Origin of the sequence: Lachnospira sp. CLA-JM-H23, from assembly GCF_040096425.1 — a bacterium.
In the GTDB taxonomy this organism is placed as follows: Bacteria; Bacillota; Clostridia; order Lachnospirales; family Lachnospiraceae; genus Lachnospira; species Lachnospira rogosae.
Map to the genome: position 1 here is coordinate 136,929 of NZ_JBBMET010000006.1, position 21,088 is coordinate 158,016.

Consider the following 21,088-nt stretch of genomic DNA (forward strand, 5'->3'; position numbering starts at 1 on the left):
TACGACATAATATATAAAAGGATAGCAGCGGGTGTGAAAGATATATTGTTTCCGCCGGCGTGTCCGATATGTTCAAATCCCAGGCCTGTTATTGATAACAGGAAGATGAATATATGTCCGTGGTGTCTTAAATATATAACATATATTAAAGAACCTGCATGCCTTAAATGCGGCAAAGCATTAGAGGACGATAACAGGGAATATTGTAAGGACTGCACGGATAAACAGCATTTGTTTAATCAGGCAGTGAGTGTGTATGAGTATTCAGAGGGGATAAAACAATCTATCTATAATTTTAAATATCATAATAAGCGTGAATATGCAGAGGTATACGCAGATGAAATATCAGGCAGGTACGGTGATGTAATAAATATGTGGCAGCCTGATGTGATTATGCCGGTTCCAATTCATGTATCCAAATTAAAGTCACGAGGCTATAATCAGGCAGGACTTATAGCGGAAAGCCTTAGTAAGAAGCTTAATATAGAATACAATGAACATAGTCTGATTAGAACAAGGGCCACAAGCCCGATGAAAGATCTTAATGATATCCAGAGAACTAAAAATCTTGAAAAGGCTTTTAAAATAGCTGGTAATGTTATAATATATAATAAAGTATTAATAGTAGATGACATATATACAACGGGAACAACTATTGATGCGTGTGCAGAATGTCTTAAGAGGGCAGGAGTAAAAGAAGTATATGCTGTTACACTCTGCGTTGGCAGAGGATTTTGACTACAGGTAACAAGAACGGAGGAATATTATGGAAGTAAGAAATTGCAGAGGCTGTGGCAAATTATATAATTATATAGGAGGTCCATATCGTAATCTTTGCCCTAATTGCATAGAGAAGATTGAAGAAAAGTATCTTGAAGTTAAGGAATACATACAGGATCACCATAATGCAACAATGACAGAGGTTGCAGAGGAATGTGACGTAAGCACAAGACAGATTGAACAGTGGATAAGAGACGAGAGGCTTGTAATAGCTGATGATTCTCCGATTGGAATTACATGTGAGAGATGTGGAGCATCGATAAAAAGTGGACGTTTCTGTGAAAGATGTAAGAATAAAATGGCAAATAATCTTGGCTCAATGTATGGTGAGTCTAATGCCGCTGTTGAACATATGGAAAAGAGATTATCGTCAGCTGATGCCAAGATGAGATTTCTTGATAAGAACTAATTGTATTTGTATCTAAATTAATTATAAAATGGGGTTAAGAGATAACAGATTATTACCGATAACTTAATCATAAAGCAGAGAACTGAGCTGTAATAAGGCAGTTAAGGGCTGGAATGTTTGTTACAGACACCTTTGATAATGGTTCTTACAAGACTTTGAAGATAGAAAGTGAGGCGGTAAGTATGCGTATAGATGCTTATAATGCTGTAAGTCAGATATATAAGACAAGTTCTTATTCTAAGAATAATAAGGCTGTTACTAATAAGAAAGAGAATGACAAGTATGAGATTTCAGATACAGCTAAGCTGTATCAGGTAGCGAAGTCAGCAGTGGCTTCTACATCAGATGTCAGAATGGATATGGTTAATGATGTTAAGGCACGTATTCAGGCCGGAACATATAATATAAGTTCTGAAGATGTTGCAGATAAGATACTTGACAGAATTTCAACATTAACATTTTAGTGAGGTTAAAGCATGGCAAGTTTAATAGATCTATTAATCGATGATTTGAATAATGAGGATACAGGATATAATAAGCTTCTGGACTTGTCCAATGATAAGACTTCCGCAATTGTTAAGGGAGATGTTGATGAATTACAAAAGATATTCCTACAGGAACAGAAGTTAATAGAAGAACTTGAAACCGTTGAACAGAAAAGACAGGAAGATGTGAAAGAGATATGCTCGATATTAAGGCTTCCATATGAGCAGATAAGAGTAGAACATATAGTACAGATACTTGAGAAGAAGCCTAAAGAGCACGATGCACTAGAAGAAGTATATCTCAGACTTAAAAGAACTTTGAACCAGCTTACAACAGTTAATGATAATAATAAGCTGCTTCTCAAGGAATCAATGGATATGATACAGTTTGAGCTTGATCTTGCCAGGAATTCAGTTATGGATCCACAGACTTCCAATTATGGAAGAACAGCTTATGAGGAACAGGGGATTACTGGAGCGACAGGATTTGATGCAAAACAATAAATATAATCCGGACTAATAATCAGAAGAAACGGATTGACTCTGATTATTACACAATATAGATTAAGTAATATTATTCGGAATTAAGGGTCACATTTTCAAAGGAATGAATTGGGATTTTTCTTTGAGAATGTGATTTTTTTCTGGGTTTAGGATATGGAGGAATTATGGCTAACGGAATGGCATCGCTTATGGTAGGAGCGTCAGGACTTAAAACATCACAGACAGCACTTAATACAACGGCACACAATCTGTCAAATGTTAATACAACAGGATACACAAGACAGCAGATTACATTTGCAGACAGTACGTATGTTAATGTGTTCGGAACAGGAAACAGCACAGGCAAGTGTGGACTTGGTGTTGATGTTGATGCTATAAGCAGAATAAGAAATGATTTTATAGATAAGTCATACAGAACAGAGAATGCAAGACTTGGATATTATGAAAGCCAGTATAAGGCAGTAGAAGAAGTAGAAGATTTATTTGGAGAAATGCAGGGCGTTACATACCAGACACAGATAACGAATCTGTATAACGCAATTAATGAACTTACTAAGAATCCAACAAGTACAATTGCAAGATCTTCACTTATCCAGAATGCAACAGCATTTATAGACAGGTCTGAAGCAATATATGCTGGGCTTAAGGATTATCAGGTAACTCTTAACACAGATATTAATAATATGGTAAATAAGATTAACAATCTTGGACAAAAGATATATGACCTTAATAAAGAGATAGCCAAGGTTGAATCTGGAAGTGGTGAACGTGCTAATGATTTAAGAGATACAAGAGATAATGCGTTAGATGAATTAAGTGGTTATATTGATTTTGATTATTATGAGAATGAACATGGTGAGGTGATTGTAACTGCTGAGAATGTACCATTTGTTACATCGGCACAGGTTGCTGAGATGGGAACAAGACAGGTTGATAATAGTGCACTGTTAATCCCAATCTGGCCAGGTTATGACAGGGATGTATTTAATCTTTCTAATATTAATAATATGAAGGATACAGACAAGGGAGAACTCAAAGGTCTTTTAGTAGCAAGAGGTTCTATAGAAGTTAATTATACAGATGTACCTGTTATGCCGGAGAAGGAAGATTACGATCTTACAACAGCAGACGGACTTCAGGCTTATAATGATGCAATGGATGCATATAACGAGAAGCAGGAATATTACAACAAATATATTGAACCATCAGCAATACTTAGTGCGATAGCTGGATTTGATAAGCTTGTTAATGGAATAGTTACTTCCCTTAATGATATTCTTTGTCCAGAAAAGACAATAGAAACAACAAAAGAGCTTACAGATAATGACGGTAATGTATTACAGGCTGATGAGTACATATATAATGCTTCGGTTAATGCAACACTTTATGACAGATATGGTAAGGAAGTTAAAGGTGTTGCCAATGGTGATGGAACTTACAGTTATTCATCAGGTGAGAAGCTTTATGTTGACCAGGCAGGAACAACAGCTGAGACTATTGATAATATGAAGTATTCTGTACTTGATACAGACAAGGCTGGTTTCGGTATGGATAAGGATATGACTATGGGTGTTGAACTGTTCAAGAGAGAGGGGACAGAAAGATATATCCAGATAACAGCGGCAGACGGAACTAAGACTTATGTCCGCAATAATCTTAATACAGCAGATTATGAGACGGACTATACACTTGGTAAGCTTTTAGTTAATCCTGAAGCATCACAGCATGTTGACAGAATTCCATTATCAACAATACAGGGCAAGGAAGATTTTTCTAAAGCTAATGAACTTATTGATGCATTCAGCAAAAAGTTCGCATCGCTTAATCCTGATTCATATGCCAAGGCAGACTTTAATTCATTCTATAATGATTATATAGGTGAGTTTGCTACAGTTGGTAAGGTACTTTCAAGATTTGTTAATAACCAGACATCAATGGTTGATGGTTATGATAACCAGAGATTACAGACATCAGGTGTATCTTCAGATGAAGAACTTGAGAAGATGATAAAATATCAGCACGCATATAATGCGGCATCAAGATATATTAATGTTGTAAGTGAGATGATAGAACATCTTGTTACATCACTTGGTTCTTGATTATATTAATTACAGATTATATTGAATTATAATTGATGTTTAATACAACAATGTAAATAATGCACTGGTATAAAGGTGCAGAATGGAGAGTTAATATGGCATCTACATTTTTTGGATTATCAATCTCATACAAAGGACTTCAGGCGGCACAGACATCTATTACAACAACAGCACACAACCTTTCTAATATTAATACTGATGGATATACTAAGCAGAGCGTGCTTTTACAGGCATCAGATGCTTTAAGAACATATTCAACATACGGAACAATTGGTTCAGGTGTTAATGTTGTAGAGATTAAACAGACAAGAGATTCTTATTATGATGAGAAATATCGTAACAACTGTGCTAACTATGGACAGTACGAAGCTAAGAATAATTATATGACACAGGTTGAGGATTATCTTAATGAATTTCTTCTTTCAGGTTTCTCAAAGGAATACGGCAATTTCTTTGATGCAGTTAACCAGCTTACAATTACACCAGCTGACACTTCTGCAAAGAACCAGCTTATTAATAATGCCAAGAGTATGACAGATTACTTTAATACATTAGCTAATAACTTAAGAAATGTACAGGCAGATGCCAATAACGAAGTAAAGGATACTGTTGAGCATATTAATACACTTGCACAGAACATAACAGCACTTAATAAGCAGATTAACCAGATTGAGGCGTGCTATGGTGATGCTAATGATCTTCGTGACCAGAGAAATGCATTAGTTGATGAGCTTTCAAAGGCAGTTAATATAACAGTAAGCGAGACAGAAATTCAGAATGGTCTTACATCATTCCAGATAACAATTAATGGACAGTCACTTGTTAATGATTACAGTTACAGGACATTAGAGGTTGTGGCAAGAGGTGAAGTAAGAAATACAAGCGATGCAGATGGACTTTATGATATAAAGTGGAATGACGGATCTGATTTTAATATATACAGTGACTCACTTGGAGGACAGTTAAAAGCACTTATAGATATAAGAGATGGCTGTAATGGAGAGATTGAGTCTTATGCTAAGAATGATGATGGAACATACAAGACAGATATTGATGGTAATATCGTAACAGAGACTAATGCACAGGCAGGCGAGAATATTAATTATAAGGGTGTTCCATATTATCAGGTACAGCTTAATACGTTTATACAGACATTTGCACAGGCAGTTAACAGCATATTTGAAAGTGGCTATGTATCAGATGCGGATACAACTGATGCTAAGAATAAAGGTATACCACTTTTTGTTGTTCAGGATGGTTCTGGAGTTCTTACAGCAACAACAGTATCTGTTAATTCGGCTCTTTTAGAGGATGCTGATAAGCTTGCGACAAAGTCAAATGTAGGGGACGGCGAATCACAGTGCGATCTGATTGAACAGATTAATGCACTTCAGAAGAAAAAGATATTTGATGGTGGTACAGGTGCTTACTTCCTTGAAAGTATTGTCAGTGATGTATCAATTGATTCAAGTAAGGCTAAGACATTTCTTTCTAACTATAATAATATGAAGACAACAATTCAGAACCAGAGATTATCGGTTATGGGTGTTGATACTGATGAAGAAGCTATGGATCTTATGAAGTTCCAGCAGGCTTACAATCTTAACTCTAAGATGATGTCGGTTATGAACGAGATATACGACAAGCTTATTAACCAGACGGGCTTATAATTAGTTCACATAGCATATCTGTAAATGAATGGAGGAATAGTATGAGAATAACTAATCAGATGATGATAAACAGCTCTATAGCTAATATACAGACTAATAAAAGTCAGATTAATACAATGGATACACAGTTATCTACACAGAAGAAGATTAACAAGCCTTCTGATGACCCAATTATTGCAATCAGAGCATTAAGACTTCGTTCAAGTCTTGATCAGGTTACACAGTATATTAATAAGAATATACCAGATGCTTCATCATGGCTTTCGGTAACACACGATGCTCTTGACCAGAGTTACAATATAGTATCACAGCTTTACAGCTATTGTAATCAGGGTGCAACAGATTCTTATTCTCCTTCGGAACGTAATACAATTGTTGAGACACTTAATAAGCTAAAGGATTCATTCTATACACAGGGAGATGTAGATTATGCTGGAAGATATGTATTCACAGGTTATGCAACAGACAAGCCTCTGACATATCAGTCAGATGCAGATGCTAAGGATGTGGACTATACAATAACACAGAACTTTACAAGAGATGCACTTAGCAGTAAGACTGTATATACTAATGCCTATTCTAATGATGATATTATGAATCTGTCAGTTAAAAAAGATGCTAATGGCAAGATTATTACACCAAATGTGCAGACAGTACACAGATTACAGCTTGCTTATTCAGAGGTTGATGCTAATGGAACATTTAAGATTACAGACAGTCAGGGCAATACGGCTTCAATAACTAAGAACACAGACGGAACAATATCAGTAACAGATGCAGATGGTAATGCAGTTACAGGTGTTACAACTAATACAGATGCCAATGGTAATATAACAGGCGTTACAGGTAACTTCTTTAGTGATGGAAGTGGCAATGCAGTTACAGTATCATTTACATCAGATACTAATTATATACCAGGTGATGATGAGATAGTTATTAATTCACAGGTTGGTGAAGTTCTTCTTGGAGAAAATGTATATAAGGACGTATATACAAGCAATTCATTCTCAGTGCAGTATGATAAATCTAATTTTAAAAAGGGTGATGTTAATCCAACAATGTATTTTGACTGTGTTGATAATGTTACAGGCGTTACTTATGTTAAGAAGGATGAAGATATAGAGTATAATATTAATTTTACACAGAAGTTAAAGGTTAATACTCAGGCAGATGAAGCGTTTAATATATATTTTGGAAGAAATATAGATGACCTCACATCAGCAGTACAGAATGTTCTTGATATAGAGAGCCAGATGTCAAAGGTTGAAAGTATGATGAAAGAGGAAAGATATTCATCAGATGCAGACCAGAAGAGTTTAAGTGATATTCTTGAAGGACTTACTAAGCAGCAGGAATTAGCAAAAAGCCAGATGACTAAAGCTTTTGAGAGTGGTATCGGGCAGATGCAGGGATATCAGGAACAGATTTCTAATGCCAAGGCTGATGTGGGTAACAGAATTACAAGACTTGACCTTACTAAGTCAAGACTCACAGAACAGAAGACTAATTTTACAAGTCTTAAGTCTGAGAATGAAGATATTGACCTTGAGGAGGTTGTTATATCTTATACTTCTGCCCAGCTTGTATATAATGCGGCACTGTCAGCAGCAAGCAAGGTAGTACAGCAGACATTACTTGATTTTATTGGATAGAAAATGATAATCAAAGCGTTTTAATGGAGGGTATTAAGGTGAAGGTAGATACTAGATGGTTTGGAACGATTGATATTGATGATGAGAAGATTATAACATTTGACCTTGGGGTTATTGGCTTTGAGGACTGTAAAAAGTTTACACTTATATACGATGTGGATAAGGGAGACGAGGCATCAATAATGTGGTTACAGTCATTAGATGAGCCAGAACTTGCTCTTCCAATGTTAAAGCCGGAGCTTATTAAAGAAGACTATGATCCGATAGTTGAAGATGAGATGTTAAAGGCTCTTGGAAGTGATATTAAAGAAGCTGATCTTATAGTGTTTTGTGTACTTACTGTTCCGGCAGATATTACTAAGATGACAATTAATTTCAAAGCTCCAATCATTGTCAATGCTGATACATTAAAGGGTGTACAGCTTATAGCCGACAACAATGATTATGAAGTCAGATATCCTATTTATTCAATTCTTGAAGAAAGGAAAGGTGAGTAGAATGCTGGCATTATCAAGGAAAAAAGATGAAGCTATAATAATTAACGATGACGTAGAAGTCACAGTTATCGAGATTAAAGGAGATCAGGTTAAGCTTGGAATAACAGCACCTAAGTCTGTTCCAATCTACAGAAAAGAAGTATATGTACAGATAAAGGATGCTAATAAGGAAGCTACACAACAGGCAATTGATGTTAAGGCACTTAACCAACTCTTTAAGAAATGATAGTTACATTTGTTATAACAATTGTAATGATTTATAATGAATATAATTAATATATAATATTATATTATGGCATTAGAATGCCGATATAGGGTTTAGAAACTGAGTAAAGTGCAATAAATACGGGAAAAGGATTTCTTTACTGCACTAGGATATATATTGCAGAATTGTAATATTGGTTAATATCGGTTTGAGAACATTTTTTATAACCACACGGAGGTGAAGGATAATGGGAATTGATAAAATGAGCATAGCTGCCAATTACCATAATCAGGCAGTTCAGGCAACACAGATTAATAAGGTTAATGTTCAGACTTCTTCTGATACAGCAGCAAAGGAGATGACAGCAGATAGTAAAGTCAGTACAGCATCGACAGTGCAGATAACCAATACACAGAAGAGTGGTACTGACAATGGCGAATCTAATCTTGCACAGCAGAATGAGAAGAAAGAAGCAAGTATCAAGGAACTCAAAGATATACAGAAAGTAATTAATAGAAATACAATAGCAGAATTTGGTTATAATGAGCCAACTAACCGTATTACTATTAAGATTAAAGATAAGGACACTGATGAAGTCATCAAGGAGATACCATCAGAGAAGGCTCTTGAAATGCTTGCAAAAGCCTGGGAGCTTGCTGGTATCCTTGTTGATGAGAAGAGATAGGAGGTAATATTATGCCAATAAGATTATCAGGTATGGTTTCAGGTATGGATACAGAGTCGCTTGTAACAGCACTTGTATCAGGATATCAGTTAAAGAAAGACAATCTTGTAAAGGCTCAGACTAAGCTTTCCTGGAAACAGGAAAAGTGGAAGACTATGAATACAAGCATATATAGCTTTTATAGTGGAAAGCTTTCAGCAGCGAGGTTTGGTAAAGCATACAGCCTTAAGAAGTCAACTGTATCTAATTCAAGTGTAGCTACAGTTACAGCAAGTTCAAGTGCGGTAGCTGGAGACCAGACATTAAAGGTTAAAGAACTTGCATCATCGGGTTATCTTACAGGTGGTGAAGTTACTAATAAATCAGACAGCACATCAAAGATAACAGGTTCAAGCAAGTTATCAGCTATAACAAATAAGACGTCTGGACAGGGAAGTGTTACACTTTCTGTTGATGGTAAGTCAACTAATATAGAACTTACAGATGATATGACAGTTAATCAGTTCTTAGTAAAGCTTAAGGATGCTGGTGTACAGGCAAGCTTTGATGAGGCGAACCAGAGATTCTTTATAAGTTCCAAGACTTCTGGTAAAGATGGCGATTTTTCATTAGTAGCTAATGATACAGCTGGTAGAGACTCTTTGTATGAATTGGGACTTTATACAGATGATAAGACATCTACAGCAGAGTATACAAAATGGGCTGGCTATTATAATGCTGCGGATGGTACATATACATCAGCACTTGATGATATTATTAATAGTGCTTATGAGAGTAATAAGATAAGCTTTGATACAGTAGCACAGGAAAAGCTTGCAGCATATAGTAAAGCTTCTGCTACAGTTGATAGTTTTAATACTAAATATATGTCAGATACAGGTGTCACAGCTGAAGATAATGCTAAGGCACAGCTTACATCAAAACAGGCACAGCTTGATGCACTTATTTTAAAAGGCAAAGGCGGAGATAATGATAGTGATTTTGATGAAAGTAAACTTACAGACGAAGAAAAAGAACAATATAAAACCCTTACAAGTTCTGTAGAAACACTTAAATCAGACATAGCTAACTACGATACAGCTAAGAAATCAATGGAAGACCTTAAAAATTATGTTAATATTGAGGTGAAAGATGGCAAGACAACTGTATCAGCTCTAAAAGAGACAGATTCAGCTGCTGGAGTTGCCAATATAGCTGCTGAGACTGCTGACAGGAATACTAAGATTAAGGCAGACCTTACAACACAGTATCAGAACAAAGCAAAGAATAGCTATGATATGATTAACGCAGCACATAAGTTTTCTAAGGGCGCATCAAGAAAAGTAGGACAGGATTCAGAAATTGAGCTTAATGGTGCTACATTTACAAGTAATAGCAATAACTATTCGATTAATGGCATTACAATACAGGTAACCGCTAAGACTAAGGATGATGAGCAGGTTACAATAACTACAGATACAGATGTAGATGCAATCTATAAGTCTATTAAAGATATGTTTACAGATTATAATAAGCTGATTAAGTCAATGGATGAAGCTTATAATGCAGACAGCTCTAAGGGATATGAACCACTTACAGATGATGAAAAGTCCGCAATGACAGATGATGAAGTTGAAAAGTGGGAGACTAAGATTAAGGACTCACTGCTTAGAAAGGATGATACTTTAAGCAGTATTATCAATACTATGAAGAATGATATGGCTTCATCATTTACAATTAACGGAAAGTCGTATGCTTTATCAAGCTTTGGTATAGCAACACAGGGATATTTCTCATCAGGTGAGAATGAAAAAGGTGTATATCATATTGATGGTGATTCAGATGACTCTGTTTCATCGGGTAATGATGATAAGTTAAGGGCGGCAATAGCAAGTGATCCGGAGACTGTAGTTTCGTTCTTCTCACAGCTTGCTACAAAGCTTTATACAGATTTAGGTAATAAGATGGCTACATCTTCAGTGAGCAGTGCTTATACAGTATATAATGACAAGCAGATGACTAAGCAATATTCAGAATATACAACTAAGATAAGTGATGCAGAGACTAAGATTACAACTTGGGAAGATTACTATTATAGTAAATTCTCAGCTATGGAATCAGCTTTATCAAAGCTTAACTCGCAGACATCATCAATGTCTGGTTTATTTGGAAATTGATAATTGGGTATTGATTTAATTCTATATTAAGGATAATATGGTAATAGGAATATAAGGTGTTTATGACATCAGGAGAGAGGACAAGTTATGATATATAATCAGAATATGGCACAGCAGTATAACCGCAATAAGATATTAACAGCGACACCGGCTGAGCTTACGTTATTATTATATGAAGGTGCAATTAAGTTTTGTAATATTGCTCAGGTTGCAATAGAAAAGAATGATACAGAAAAGGCACATACTAATATAGTAAAGGCAGAGATGATTATAGAAGAGCTTCAGTCAACACTTAATCGTAAATACCCGGTAGCAGAGGATTTTGATAATGTGTACAAGTATATCTACAGCCTTTTAGTTGATGCTAATATGAAGAAAGATACACAAGTTCTTGATCAGGCATTAGTTGAATTAAGAGGAATGAGAGATACTTGGAAAGAAGTTATGGCAAAAGCCGGTAATTAATAATATAAAGATATAGTCAAATAGTGATTTAACTATACCTTTATGATATCAAGATGGTGGTAATAGTATATGATTACAGAGAATTATCTTCAGATAATGATAGACAGTCTTCTTAAGAAGATAGAGATACTTAAGAAAGTATCTGAGCTGAATGAGCAACAGAGTGCTTTACTTGATGATGAAGAATTTGATGGAGATAAGCTTCAGAGTAATATGGAGAGTAAAGCTGCATATATAGATGAGCTTAATTCACTTGATGAGGGCTTTCAAGCTGTATTTGACAGAGTAAAAGAAGATGTAGAAGAGTATAAGGCTGATTATAAGGAATTAGTAATTAGATTACAGGAGCTTATAAGAGAAGCTACATCCTTAAGTGCGACTATACAGGCACAGGAATCAAGAAACAAAGTCAGAGTTGATATTAAGTTCAGGCAGTTAAAGGATAATGCTAAGACAGCCAAGCGAAGTGTAAGTATGGCTAATAAGTATTATCAGAATATGAGCAGGGTAAGTTCTGAACCGCAGTTTATGGATCAGAAGAAATAATACATATATTTACCAATATTTTAATGCAGCTAGGTAATAAGTATATTTCGGTATTTTGACATTTGCATTAAAAAATATTAAAATAAGTTTATATTAGGGCTAAAGTTAATGAACAATAGTCCGATATAATATATAACAGGAGTGATCCTGAACAATTTAATTATGGGTGGCAGGGACGCCACCAAGAATTCAAGGAGGAAACTATTATGGTAGTACAACACAATCTTACAGCAATGAACGCTAACAGACAGTTAAGCGGAGTTCAGAATGCACAGCAGAAGTCAACAGAGAAGTTATCATCTGGTTACAGAATTAACAGAGCTGGTGATGATGCTGCAGGTCTTTCAATTTCAGAGAAGATGAGAAGCCAGATCAGAGGTCTTAATAAGGCTGTTTCTAATGCTCAGGATGGTATCTCATTAGTACAGGTAGCTGAAGGTGCTCTTAACGAGACACATTCAATTCTTCAGAGAATGAACGAATTAGCAACACAGGCAGCTAACGATACTAATACATCAACAGATAGAAATGCTCTTCAGAAGGAAATGGATCAGCTTACATCAGAAATCGATAGAATTCGTTCTACAACTCAGTTCAACTCAATGAACTTACTTGATGGTTCTTTCACAGGAAAGGAATTACAGGTAGGTGCATTATCAGGACAGAAGATTTCTATCTCAATTGGTAATATGAATTCTTCTAAGCTTAAGATTAGCGGACTTAAGGTTAGCTCATTCTCATCAGCAGGAAAGGCAATGACAGCTATTCAGAAGGCTATTAATTCAGTTTCTACTGAGAGATCTAAGCTTGGTGCTCTTCAGAACAGACTTGAGCACACAATCAACAACCTTAACACAACAAGTGAGAATACATCAGCAGCTGAATCACGTATCCGTGATGTAGATATGGCTACAGAGATGGTTGAATACAGCAAGAATAATATTCTTGCTCAGGCTGGTCAGTCTATGCTTGCACAGGCTAATCAGGCTAACCAGGGTGTTCTTTCACTCTTAGGCTAATTAGGTAGTTGAAGTTATAATACTATCATAAAGGCTGTGACTTTAACAAGTATTTGTTATTGTCACAGCCTTTTTTAAAATTTTTAAATTAAGGGGTTAAGTCTATATTAAAATATCCGATATATATTGTAGTTAAGTTTTGGAAGACTTATATACATTTTATTAATTACAATATATATTTAAGGATAAGTAAGACATTCAGGGAGGAATTATTAATGGTAGTACAGCATAATCTTACAGCGATGAACGCTAACAGACAGTTAAGTGGAGTAACAAGTGCACAGGCTAAGTCAACAGAGAAGTTATCATCAGGTTATAGAATTAACAGAGCCGCAGATGATGCAGCAGGTCTTTCTATTTCAGAGAAGTTAAGAAGCCAGATCAGAGGTCTTGACAAGGCTGCTTCTAACTCACAGGATGGTATTTCATTAGTACAGGTAGCTGAAGGCGCTCTTAACGAGACACATTCAATCTTACAGAGAATGAATGAATTAGCAACACAGGCAGCTAACGATACTAATACATCAACAGATAGAGCTTCTATTCAGAAGGAGATGGATCAGCTTACATCAGAGATTGATAGAATCCGTTCAACAACTCAGTTCAATTCAATGAACTTACTTGATGGTACATTCAAAAATATGAAGCTGCAGGTAGGTGCATTATCAGGACAGAGCATTGTAATTTCTATTGATAATATGAATGCATCTTCACTTAAGATTAGCGGACTTAAGGTTAGCTCATTCTCATCAGCAGGAAAAGCAATGACGGCCATTCAGAAGGCTATTAATTCAGTATCTGTTCAGAGATCTAAGCTCGGTGCTATTCAGAACAGACTTGAGCATACAATTAACAACCTTAACACAACAAGTGAGAATACATCAGCAGCTGAATCACGTATCCGTGACGTGGATATGGCTACAGAGATGGTTGAATACAGCAAGAATAATATTCTTGCACAGGCTGGACAGTCTATGCTTGCACAGGCTAATCAGGCTACACAGGGTGTTCTTTCACTTCTTCAGTAATATTAAAACAATATATATTAATACAAGGACTGTCATTATATCTGGCAGTCCTTTTTTATAATGAGGTTTCGATGAAGGTATTATATTGCAGCTGGTATGAGAATTCCAAGAAGGATATGGTTAAAGCACTTGATATATTAGCAGATGAAGTGTTTGTTATAGAGCATAGCGTTAAGGAGTATATTGGGGATAACAAAGAAGTTGAATATGAAGTTATAGATATATTATCTAATGGAATAGATGTTGTTATATCGTTTGATTTTCTTCCTATGTTATCAGATATATGCAGTAATTATGGAATAACGTATATTTCGTGGATATATGACTGGCCCAATTACACGTTATTTTCTAAAGCAATATATAATAAATGTAATAAAGTATATTTATTTGAGAGAGATGGAATTAAATTATTATCAAAATATGGCATAGGTAATATGCAGTATGCAAGTCTTGCAGTTGACACAGTCAGACTTGACAGGCAGTTAGGCAGGGATATTGATAATACAAGCTATGAGTATGATATAAGCTTTGTGGGAAATATGGATCCTGACCTGAAAAATGTATTGATGAACAAAGATGTGCCTTCGTATTATGAGGGCTACATTAATGGACTTGTCAATGCACAACAAAAAATATATGGATACAATATAATCAATGATATTGTGGATGGCGAATTTGTGGATAAATATTTATATGCAGCGTGTGCTGATATGGATAATATTGCTGTGCCACACGAACACGTGTTGGCTTCCCAGATTAATAAATATGTGACAGGAGTTGAGAGGGTCAATTTATTAAGAAAGATAGCTGATAAATATACGGTGGACATATTTACGGGAAGCAGTGATTTAGATATTGCTAATGCTGATATTCATAGTGGTGTAGATTATTATAGTGAAATGCCTGCAATATTCAGAAAGTCCAGAATTAATTTGAATATAACCCTTCGCTCAATTACTACAGGTATTCCGCTCAGGGTATATGATATATTAGGAGCAGGAGGATTTTGTCTTACTAATTATCAGGAGGACATTGCACAGTTATTCAAAGATGGTGAAGAATTGGTTATGTTCACTGACGAGAATGATATGCTTAATAAGATAGATTATTATATGTGTCACGAAAAAGAAAGAATGGAAATAGCTGTTAATGGACACAGAGCTGTTAAAAAGTTTGATTACATTTATGTATTGAAGCATATATTATGTATTGATTAGCATTGGAGGGATAATTTGGATATATCAGTATGTGTAATTACTAAGAATGAAGCGGACAAGCTGGAAAAGTGTCTGCTTTCATTGAAAAAATATAATTTAGAGATAGTTGTAGTTGATACAGGTTCAACAGATAATACATCTGCAATTATTGATAAATATGCAGATGTCAGTGGCAGCTATAAGTGGTGTGATGATTTCTCAAAGGCGAGAAATTATTCAATCAGCCTTGCAGGTAATGATTGGATTCTTGTACTTGACAGCGATGAATGGATAGAAACGATGAATGTAGATGAAGTATCTACTATCATAAATAATCAATCAGATAATTGTACGGGAAAGATAGAACTGATTAATAATATTAATTATGATAATGAATTGACCAGGGGGGTAGAGAGAATAACACGCCTGTTTAACAGAAAGCAGTGTCGTTATGAGGGAAGAATCCACGAGCAGGTTGTAAGTATTGATAAAAATGTAGTTACAGCTGTAGATGTTCCGATAACAGTTGGGCATTCAGGATATATGGGAAGCGTTGATAATAAGAAGAAAAAGGCAGAGCGTAACATAAGGCTGTTAGAGCTTGAATTAAAAGAAAATGGTCCGGATGCATATATATATTACCAGTTGGGTAAGAGCTATTATATGCAGGGAGATTATAAAAATGCATCTGGGAATTTTGAAAAGGGCTTATCCTTTGATTTAGATCCAAAGCTTGAGTATGTTCAGGATATGGTTGAAACATATGGATATTCACTGCTTAATGAGAAGAGAATCCCTGAAATGATGTTTCTTCAGAATATATATAGTGAATTTGCGGTAAGTGCAGATTATGTATTTTTAATGGGACTTGCATATATGAACAATGGATTGTTTGATAAGGCGATAGAGGAATTTAATAAGGCTAAGTTATATAAATTATGTAAGATTGATGGTTGTAACAGTTATAAAGCTGATTATAATATTGGCGTTATATATGAGTGTCTTGGCGATACAGCAAAGGCGGTATTAAGTTATAAGAAATGTCAAAGTTATGAACCGGCATTAAAAGGATTAAAAAGGCTTGGCTGTAATTAGCCAAGCTGTGAAATAATCTTATCAATATCAGATAATAAATGTAAATCCTGTTTATCAATTTTATTATTAATGAATTTATTGGATTGTACAGGAAGTTTAATATATTTATTAATATAAGTCCTAATATCGGTAATTCTGTTCTTTAGTATGTATGCAGGAACTGAATTGCTGGAATTAAGACAACAGTTAAGGGCTAAGGAACATAGATTATATATTCCGTATTCAACAGCATATTGAATATCTGTATAATCAGGCAGAACAGATAACTGGCTGTAAGCTGCTTCAATAGCACTGATGACGTTATTGTAATAGTTGTTGTAGTCAATGTGCTTAGAGATTGAAGATGCACTATTCTTATAGCAATAAAGGATTTCTTTAACATTGCCTATGCTGGAAGCTGTAGCGAATAAATACATAAGTGTTTCAAAATCTTCAAGTATGCAGTGTTCCCTGAATTGAAGTCCTATGCGGTCAAGAAAAGATTTCTTAATAAGCTTTGACCAGAAATATCCACCACTTGCGATTAATTCACTTCTTTTATAGCCATTGAGTTCGCCGGTTAATTCATCAGAAGCGTGGACAATGGCTGAATCTTTTGCTTCGTTATAATATCCACAATCAACAATATCATAATTGCCTGAGATTGCTTTAGCATACATTTTCTCAAACATATCAGGAACTGCGATATCATCACTATCCATAAAACCAATATAATCGCCGGAAGCATACGATAAACCGATATTTCTTGCACCGCCCGCACCGTGGTTCTCATCAAGATTAATTAAAAGAACTTTGTCAGAAAATTGTGCTTCGCAGTCAGCAAGTATTTTCAGTGAATTGTCAGTTGAGTAATCATTTACAAGAATTAACTCAATATCCGTAAGGGTCTGGGTGACAAGACTGCTTAAGCTGTCAATAAGAGTCATTTCAGAATTGTAAACTGGCATAATAACTGATACTTTTGGCATATTAAACTTTATCCTCCCTGATATATGTGATAAAATTATTATAACATATACTTATTGATAAATGGAGATGAGTGTGGAAATAAATTTCCATATGGGGCTTTGTGTCTGCACATATATGTAAAAATAGTTAAGAATAAAATGTGCGTAGAAATTAAGAGTGGTATGAGCATAATTAGCGACAAGATGGAAGGTGCCTTGCTGGGTGTAAGGAATATTAACCATAAATATATTGTAGTAGAAATGAGGAAATATGAAAAAAGTAAGCGTGATTATTCCGTGCTATAATGCCGTAAAGTGGCTGCCTAAGTGCTTTATGTCACTTGTAGGACAGAGCATTGGAATCGATAATCTGGAATTGATATTTGTTAATGATGCCTCCACGGACGATGGACAGACGTGGAATATGCTTAATGAGATAGAAAAGGCATATCCGGAATCTATAATAATAATAGACCTTCCTCATAATAGAAGACAGGGCGGTGCAAGAAATGAAGGGTTAAAGTATGCTTCCGGTGAATATATAGCATTTGTTGATGCAGATGACTGGGTGGAAGCGGAATTATTTGAAAAGACATATTCCAGGGCGAAAGAGAAAGATGCTGATATAGTACAGTTTAATTATAATTATTATTTTGAAAATGTTGGCATTATTCCTAATAAGAATGAAGTGACTGATGAGTATTTTGAAATAAAGTCATCAGACGATAGAAAAAAGATGCTTGTTATGGAAAAATTCACATATGGATGCTGGAATAAGCTGTATAAAAGGTCAATGGTTATTGATGCCAATACAGCATTTGCAGAAAATGTTATATACGAAGAACCATTATTTGTGTATCCATTACTCTTTTATGCTAATAAATTGGTGAAAATGGCCGATAAATTATATATATATAGACAGAACAATAACGGAACTATGCGTAATGATATGAAGGAGAAAGAAACTTTATTTCAGCATAGCCAGGTTCAGTTAATGGTCTGGGAGTTTATGAAGAATACTTCATATTTTAAAGAATATTATGAGGAGATTAAGCTGTATTTTCTTCATACATATTTATATGAAATTCTTGATTTTGCAAAGCAGAGAGAAATAACAATAGATTATGAGCGATATGTTCCACTTGCTAAGAAAGCATTAAGCGAGGTTAAAGATATAACGAAGTCGCCATATAGTGCAATACTTGTTAAACAGATGGCATTATATAAGCTGATTGAGAGTGGACTTACTAGACAGCAGTATATTGGATATATTGATAAGATTTAAGAGGTAGCAAGGATGCTGGAGTTGGACGATAATTATTTCAAGGAAGAAGAAAGATGTGGGTTTAAGATTTCATCTATGATGAAGCGTGTATGGGCGGTTGAGATGGATGTACTCACAGAAATAGATCGAATTTGTAAAGAATATGGGCTTACATATTACGCAGCTTTTGGAACAATGCTTGGTGCGGTAAGACATAAGGGCTTTGTTCCATGGGATGATGATATTGATATATATATGTTAAGACCTGATTATCAGGTTTTAATGAAGGTGTTGTCAGATGAGCTGCCACAAGGCTATTATAATAGTAGTTCATATTCAGATTCTACGCATATGCAGCCGTTGACATCAGTTATGAATACTAAGTATATAATTACTGATGTGTCTGAAAGAAAAAAGTTCTATGGATGCCCATATATATGTGGTGTCGATATCTTTCCATTAGATTATATTCCAAATGATGAAGAAGAATTAAGTGTTTTCAGAAATCTGTATACAATTATATATTCTACTGCAAGAGAGTATTATCAATATACGAAAGAGGAATTAGAAGAGTATTTAAAGCGTATTGAAGAAATGTGTAATACCAAGATAGACAGAGAGGGAAATATACCTAATCAGCTATGGTTGTTATTAGATAAAGTTGCAGGAATATTTGGTGAGGATGAATGTGAGTATCTTACTTATCTTCCAACTAATATATGTTATGATGCTGAGCTTAAGTATAAAAAAGGATGGTTTAAAAGTGCAAAGAGATTTCCATTTGAGTATATATCAGTTCCTTTGCCTAATGGTTATGATGAGCTTCTTAAAGTGACCTATAGTGATTATATGAAATATGATAAACAGAGAGGCAGGGCACATGATTATCCATTTTATAAGAAACAGGAAGAATTTTTAATGGAAAATAACTTGCTATAGATGTTATGGATACACATTAATCTTTAGAATAATCGAATGTTTATGGATTGATTAGTGTACGGTAATCATGGAGGATAAAATGAAAAAGGTAATTACATATGGAACTTATGATTTATTTCATGAGGGACATTACAAATTGCTGAAAAGAGCAAAGGAATTGGGCGATTATCTTATAGTCGGAGTAACAACAGAGCATTTTGATGAGGCGAGAGGAAAGCTTAATGTTGTTGACCCAATTATGAAACGTATAGAGAATGTTAAGAATACTGGTCTTGCTGATATGATTATAGTTGAGGATCATGAAGGACAGAAGATAGAAGATATACAGAAATATAATGTAGATATATTTACTGTGGGTTCTGACTGGATTGGAACATTTGATTATCTTAATGCCTTCTGTAAAGTGGTATATCTGGAGAGAACACCTAATATATCGTCGACAATGCTTAGGAGCAGTTCGTTTAATATAACAAAAGTAGGACTTGTTGGAACTGGCCGTATAGCTGAAAGATTCGTTGCAGAAGCAAGATATGCCAGTGGACTTATTGTAACAAGTGCCTATAATCCGGATATAGAAAGTGTTAATCAGTTTAAGAAGAATTGTTCGGAATATGAAATAGATATATATACAGATAAATATGATGAATTTCTTGAAAAAGTAGATGCTGTATACATAGCTTCTACGCATGAGACACATTATAAATATGCAAAAGTAGCTTTAAAGCAGGGAAAGCACGTTCTTTGTGAGAAGCCGCTGGCGTTTACTAAGAAAGAAAGTATTGAATTATATAATTTGGCTAAAAATCAAGGTGTTGTTTTAATGGAAGCTATTAAAGCAGCATATTGTCCAGGATTTCAGCAGCTTCTTAATGTTGTACAGAGTGGAAAGATAGGAGAAATAAAAGATGTTGAGGCCTGCTTTTCAAGAATAGCAACAGTTGAGTCAAGAGAGCGAAAAGATCCTAAATATGGTGGCGCATTTCTTGAGTATGGTGGTAATGCGTTAATGCCTATTATTAAAATATTAGGTCAGAATTATCAGTCCGTTACATTTGACAGCCTGGATAATGAATTAGGAACAGATGATTATACAAAAGTTCAGATCCGCTATAAAGATGCAATGGCAACGGCAAAGGTAGGAATGGCAGTTAAATCTGAGGGCCAGTTGATAGTCGCGGGAACTAAAGGTTATGTGATTGCACAATCACCTTGGTGGCTTACTGAAAAGTTTGATGTAAGATATGAGGATGAATCAATAATCGAACATTATGAACCTAAATTTATAGGAGATGGGCTTCGCTATGAGATTAGTGAGTTTATTGCCAAGATCCACCAGTTAGGAGAAAATGCTTATAAACTGACAGCGGGAGAATCCATAGCGATAACTGATATCACAGAAAAATTCATTAGATGGAGAAAAATTATTTATTAAATAATAAATTACAAT

General features: G+C 35.0%; 21 protein-coding genes. 20 read left to right on the plus strand and 1 reads right to left on the minus strand.

Annotated elements, in window-relative coordinates; genetic code table 11:
• The first annotated feature begins 33 nt into the window (after positions 1 to 33).
• The 17 genes from WMO42_RS09220 to WMO42_RS09300 all read left to right on the plus strand — a co-directional run bounded on the left by WMO42_RS09220 (position 34) and on the right by WMO42_RS09300 (position 16,491).
• The gene (locus tag WMO42_RS09220; protein ID WP_349172195.1) at positions 34 to 738 is read left to right on the plus strand and encodes a ComF family protein; all 705 of its coding nucleotides are present in this window, start codon (positions 34 to 36) and stop codon (positions 736 to 738) included.
• Positions 739 to 766: 28 nt separating this feature from the next.
• On the plus strand, positions 767 to 1,189 hold the full coding sequence (locus WMO42_RS09225) for a hypothetical protein (RefSeq protein WP_022502405.1): 423 nt from the start codon (positions 767 to 769) through the stop codon (positions 1,187 to 1,189).
• A 113-nt stretch (positions 1,190 to 1,302) separates the two neighbouring features.
• Positions 1,303 to 1,653, plus strand: coding sequence for a flagellar biosynthesis anti-sigma factor FlgM (gene flgM, locus WMO42_RS09230; protein WP_318295684.1), 351 nt, complete (start codon positions 1,303 to 1,305; stop codon positions 1,651 to 1,653).
• A 12-nt stretch (positions 1,654 to 1,665) separates the two neighbouring features.
• Positions 1,666 to 2,178 (plus strand): flagellar protein FlgN, encoded by a 513-nt coding sequence (locus WMO42_RS09235; RefSeq protein WP_349153786.1) that lies wholly within the window; start codon positions 1,666 to 1,668, stop codon positions 2,176 to 2,178.
• 164 nt (positions 2,179 to 2,342) lie between these two features.
• Positions 2,343 to 4,277 carry a flagellar hook-associated protein FlgK gene (gene flgK, locus WMO42_RS09240; RefSeq protein ID WP_349192108.1) on the plus strand — a complete coding sequence of 645 codons (1,935 nt, stop codon included), beginning with the start codon at positions 2,343 to 2,345 and terminating at the stop codon, positions 4,275 to 4,277.
• Positions 4,278 to 4,372: 95 nt separating this feature from the next.
• Complete coding sequence (flgK, locus tag WMO42_RS09245) at positions 4,373 to 5,947, plus strand: flagellar hook-associated protein FlgK (RefSeq protein ID WP_055176955.1); 1,575 nt, start codon at positions 4,373 to 4,375, stop codon at positions 5,945 to 5,947.
• A 41-nt stretch (positions 5,948 to 5,988) separates the two neighbouring features.
• Positions 5,989 to 7,599, plus strand: coding sequence for a flagellin (locus WMO42_RS09250; RefSeq protein WP_055306889.1), 1,611 nt, complete (start codon positions 5,989 to 5,991; stop codon positions 7,597 to 7,599).
• A 38-nt stretch (positions 7,600 to 7,637) separates the two neighbouring features.
• Positions 7,638 to 8,096 (plus strand): flagellar assembly protein FliW, encoded by a 459-nt coding sequence (locus WMO42_RS09255; RefSeq protein ID WP_055306888.1) that lies wholly within the window; start codon positions 7,638 to 7,640, stop codon positions 8,094 to 8,096.
• A 1-nt stretch (position 8,097) separates the two neighbouring features.
• Positions 8,098 to 8,322 carry a carbon storage regulator CsrA gene (csrA, locus tag WMO42_RS09260; RefSeq protein ID WP_022502412.1) on the plus strand — a complete coding sequence of 75 codons (225 nt, stop codon included), beginning with the start codon at positions 8,098 to 8,100 and terminating at the stop codon, positions 8,320 to 8,322.
• 226 nt (positions 8,323 to 8,548) lie between these two features.
• Positions 8,549 to 8,986, plus strand: coding sequence for a flagellar protein FlaG (locus WMO42_RS09265; RefSeq protein ID WP_055176960.1), 438 nt, complete (start codon positions 8,549 to 8,551; stop codon positions 8,984 to 8,986).
• 11 nt (positions 8,987 to 8,997) lie between these two features.
• On the plus strand, positions 8,998 to 11,142 hold the full coding sequence (fliD, locus tag WMO42_RS09270) for a flagellar filament capping protein FliD (RefSeq protein ID WP_116444214.1): 2,145 nt from the start codon (positions 8,998 to 9,000) through the stop codon (positions 11,140 to 11,142).
• Between the two features lie 87 nt (positions 11,143 to 11,229).
• Positions 11,230 to 11,607 carry a flagellar export chaperone FliS gene (gene fliS / locus WMO42_RS09275; protein ID WP_055306886.1) on the plus strand — a complete coding sequence of 126 codons (378 nt, stop codon included), beginning with the start codon at positions 11,230 to 11,232 and terminating at the stop codon, positions 11,605 to 11,607.
• Positions 11,608 to 11,676: 69 nt separating this feature from the next.
• Positions 11,677 to 12,153 carry a flagellar export chaperone FlgN gene (flgN, locus tag WMO42_RS09280; protein ID WP_116444213.1) on the plus strand — a complete coding sequence of 159 codons (477 nt, stop codon included), beginning with the start codon at positions 11,677 to 11,679 and terminating at the stop codon, positions 12,151 to 12,153.
• Positions 12,154 to 12,359: 206 nt separating this feature from the next.
• The gene (locus tag WMO42_RS09285; RefSeq protein WP_349192112.1) at positions 12,360 to 13,172 is read left to right on the plus strand and encodes a flagellin; all 813 of its coding nucleotides are present in this window, start codon (positions 12,360 to 12,362) and stop codon (positions 13,170 to 13,172) included.
• A 215-nt stretch (positions 13,173 to 13,387) separates the two neighbouring features.
• Positions 13,388 to 14,200: a flagellin gene (locus WMO42_RS09290; protein ID WP_349192113.1), complete on the plus strand. Its 813-nt coding sequence runs from the start codon at positions 13,388 to 13,390 to the stop codon at positions 14,198 to 14,200.
• 71 nt (positions 14,201 to 14,271) lie between these two features.
• Positions 14,272 to 15,417 carry a DUF3880 domain-containing protein gene (locus WMO42_RS09295; protein ID WP_349192115.1) on the plus strand — a complete coding sequence of 382 codons (1,146 nt, stop codon included), beginning with the start codon at positions 14,272 to 14,274 and terminating at the stop codon, positions 15,415 to 15,417.
• A gap of 15 nt (positions 15,418 to 15,432) precedes the next feature.
• Positions 15,433 to 16,491 (plus strand): glycosyltransferase, encoded by a 1,059-nt coding sequence (locus WMO42_RS09300; protein ID WP_349192116.1) that lies wholly within the window; start codon positions 15,433 to 15,435, stop codon positions 16,489 to 16,491.
• Here WMO42_RS09300 and WMO42_RS09305 read toward each other — a convergent pair.
• A complete protein-coding gene (locus tag WMO42_RS09305) occupies positions 16,488 to 17,459 on the minus strand; it encodes a glycosyltransferase family 2 protein (protein ID WP_349192117.1) in 972 nt (323 codons plus the stop codon). The two genes, WMO42_RS09300 and WMO42_RS09305, sit on opposite strands and share 4 nt — an antisense overlap.
• A gap of 250 nt (positions 17,460 to 17,709) precedes the next feature.
• Between WMO42_RS09305 and WMO42_RS09310 the strand changes: the two genes are divergently transcribed.
• From WMO42_RS09310 to WMO42_RS09320, 3 genes are all read left to right on the plus strand, one after another.
• A complete protein-coding gene (locus WMO42_RS09310; RefSeq protein WP_055176981.1) occupies positions 17,710 to 18,723 on the plus strand; it encodes a glycosyltransferase family 2 protein in 1,014 nt (337 codons plus the stop codon).
• Positions 18,724 to 18,735: 12 nt separating this feature from the next.
• Complete coding sequence (locus tag WMO42_RS09315) at positions 18,736 to 19,641, plus strand: LicD family protein (protein WP_349192119.1); 906 nt, start codon at positions 18,736 to 18,738, stop codon at positions 19,639 to 19,641.
• A gap of 79 nt (positions 19,642 to 19,720) precedes the next feature.
• Positions 19,721 to 21,073 (plus strand): Gfo/Idh/MocA family oxidoreductase, encoded by a 1,353-nt coding sequence (locus WMO42_RS09320; RefSeq protein ID WP_349192121.1) that lies wholly within the window; start codon positions 19,721 to 19,723, stop codon positions 21,071 to 21,073.
• The last annotated feature ends 15 nt before the right edge of the window (positions 21,074 to 21,088 follow it).

Excerpts from the sequence above, each read along its gene's own strand:
- WMO42_RS09225 (WP_022502405.1), top strand. The coding sequence starts at position 767 with ATGGAAGTAAGAAATTGCAGAGGCTGTGGCAAATTATATAATTATATA.
- flgM (WP_318295684.1), top strand. The coding sequence starts at position 1,303 with ATGTTTGTTACAGACACCTTTGATAATGGTTCTTACAAGACTTTGAAG.
- WMO42_RS09235 (WP_349153786.1), top strand. The coding sequence starts at position 1,666 with ATGGCAAGTTTAATAGATCTATTAATCGATGATTTGAATAATGAGGAT.
- flgK (WP_349192108.1), top strand. The coding sequence starts at position 2,343 with ATGGCTAACGGAATGGCATCGCTTATGGTAGGAGCGTCAGGACTTAAA.
- flgK (WP_055176955.1), top strand. The coding sequence starts at position 4,373 with ATGGCATCTACATTTTTTGGATTATCAATCTCATACAAAGGACTTCAG.
- WMO42_RS09250 (WP_055306889.1), top strand. The coding sequence starts at position 5,989 with ATGAGAATAACTAATCAGATGATGATAAACAGCTCTATAGCTAATATA.
- csrA (WP_022502412.1), top strand. The coding sequence starts at position 8,098 with ATGCTGGCATTATCAAGGAAAAAAGATGAAGCTATAATAATTAACGAT.
- WMO42_RS09265 (WP_055176960.1), top strand. The coding sequence starts at position 8,549 with ATGGGAATTGATAAAATGAGCATAGCTGCCAATTACCATAATCAGGCA.
- fliD (WP_116444214.1), top strand. The coding sequence starts at position 8,998 with ATGCCAATAAGATTATCAGGTATGGTTTCAGGTATGGATACAGAGTCG.
- fliS (WP_055306886.1), top strand. The coding sequence starts at position 11,230 with ATGATATATAATCAGAATATGGCACAGCAGTATAACCGCAATAAGATA.
- flgN (WP_116444213.1), top strand. The coding sequence starts at position 11,677 with ATGATTACAGAGAATTATCTTCAGATAATGATAGACAGTCTTCTTAAG.
- WMO42_RS09285 (WP_349192112.1), top strand. The coding sequence starts at position 12,360 with ATGGTAGTACAACACAATCTTACAGCAATGAACGCTAACAGACAGTTA.
- WMO42_RS09290 (WP_349192113.1), top strand. The coding sequence starts at position 13,388 with ATGGTAGTACAGCATAATCTTACAGCGATGAACGCTAACAGACAGTTA.
- WMO42_RS09295 (WP_349192115.1), top strand. The coding sequence starts at position 14,272 with ATGAAGGTATTATATTGCAGCTGGTATGAGAATTCCAAGAAGGATATG.
- WMO42_RS09305 (WP_349192117.1), bottom strand. The coding sequence starts at position 17,459 with ATGCCAAAAGTATCAGTTATTATGCCAGTTTACAATTCTGAAATGACT.
- WMO42_RS09310 (WP_055176981.1), top strand. The coding sequence starts at position 17,710 with ATGAAAAAAGTAAGCGTGATTATTCCGTGCTATAATGCCGTAAAGTGG.
- WMO42_RS09315 (WP_349192119.1), top strand. The coding sequence starts at position 18,736 with ATGCTGGAGTTGGACGATAATTATTTCAAGGAAGAAGAAAGATGTGGG.
- WMO42_RS09320 (WP_349192121.1), top strand. The coding sequence starts at position 19,721 with ATGAAAAAGGTAATTACATATGGAACTTATGATTTATTTCATGAGGGA.